The organism is Rhodanobacter sp. C06 (assembly GCF_002001105.1).
In the GTDB taxonomy this organism is placed as follows: domain Bacteria; phylum Pseudomonadota; class Gammaproteobacteria; order Xanthomonadales; family Rhodanobacteraceae; genus Rhodanobacter_A.
This window is the reverse complement of sequence record NZ_MUNP01000044.1, coordinates 1-1,516: the sequence shown is the minus strand read 5'-3', so window position 1 is coordinate 1,516 and position 1,516 is coordinate 1. Positions and strand designations below refer to the sequence as shown.

1 protein-coding gene is annotated in these 1,516 nt (G+C 67.3%); it reads right to left on the bottom strand.

Annotated features, from left to right (window positions below; translation table 11 throughout):
* Nucleotides 1-361: 361 nt before the first annotated feature.
* Nucleotides 362-1,432, bottom strand: coding sequence for an IS110 family transposase (locus B0E52_RS08460; protein WP_077483396.1), 1,071 nt, complete (start codon nt 1,430-1,432; stop codon nt 362-364).
* Nucleotides 1,433-1,516 lie beyond the last annotated feature (84 nt).

Below are 1,516 nucleotides of genomic sequence, written 5' to 3'. Positions count from 1 at the left end.
TCCGTAGGAGACTTCCCCGTCAAGCCGGGTGCATGACGCTTCTGCCCTGGGCTTTCGGGCGACTGCCGGTGCTGGGGATTTTCTGGTGCTTCGTACTGCGCGTCAGTGCTTCGCGGCCTGCTACGTGTGTCAGACGGCATTTCCGTAGACGGTCTTGTTGAGCCGATGTGTCTGGCTCGGATCAGGGTATAAACCGCGCCCGGAGACCTCGTTCATTCAGCGGTGTCGTCGGTGGCCTGGGATCGGCCGGCTCACCGTTTGGACGTCCGAATAGTTAGTCAGGTTCTCTCCGGGTGGGTCTGACCCGTTGTTACCGTGCTGCGCTGACGTGGAACGAAACGGTGTTGCGAAAACGTTGAGCTCAGGCCGGCTGGATCTGCCGGTGCATGGGATGGGCGAGGCAGGCGTGCGGGTCGTAGTCGACGTCGTGCGCGAGCATGGCCCAGATTTGCCGGGCGTGCTTGTTGGCGATGGCCACCAGCACTTTGCCGAACGGCAGGCGCGCATCGAGCATGCGTATCCAGCGCTGTTCGGGCGTGGCCTTGTCGATGGCCACGGCCTTGGCGCGCTGCAGGCTGCTGCGGGCGCCCTGGATCAGCAGCGTGCGCAGGTAGGCGTCGCCGCGGCAGCTGATGCCGCCCAGCCGGGCGTGTCCGCCGCTGGAGTGCTGGGTGGGCACCAGCCCCAGCCAGGCGGCGAGCTGGCGGCCGTTCTTGAACAGGCGCGCGTCGGCCACGGTGGCCACCGTGGCGTCGGCGGTGACTGGTCCGACGCCGATGATCTCGCGCAAGCGCTGGCAGCGGGTGTCCTCGCGCACGTGGTCGGCGATGCGGGCATCGCACGCGTCGACGGCCTCGTGCAGGCGCGCCCAGTGGGCGCGCAGCTCCCGCAGCAGGTTGCAGACTTCGCCCGGCAATCCGGCGTGCGCGTCGAGGTCGGCCAGTACCCGCCGCAGCGCCACGTCGCTTTGCGCCACCACGATGCCGAACTCGGCGAGCAGGCCGCGGATGCGGTTGGCCAGCGCCAGCGATTCAACCTTGTAGCCTTCGCGCACACGGTGCACGGCCAGCCGCGCCTGCTGATCCAGCGTCTTCACCGGCACGAAGCGCATGTTGCCCTGCCGCGCGGCGGTGGCGATCGCCTCGGCGTCGTTGCGGTCGTTCTTGATGGTGCGGCTCTTGCGGAACGGGGTCACGAACTGCGCGGCGATGATCCGCGGCTGCAGGCCATGCTCCAGGCAGCGCCGCGCCCAGTGGTGCGCCCCGCTGCACGCCTCCATCGCCACCACGCTGCCAACCGGCAGCTGCGCCAGCCACTGCGCAAACGCATCGCGCTTCAAGTCCTGCCGCTGCACCACGTGCCCGGCGCCGTCCATCGCGCACACCGAGAACACGTTTTTTGCCAAGTCCACGCCGAGGGTTATAGTGCTCATGGAGACTTCCTCTTCTGCTGACGGTTGTGTCGCAACACCATCATGGCCTTCGAGGCCGAAGGGAGGGGAAGTCTCTTTTTACTC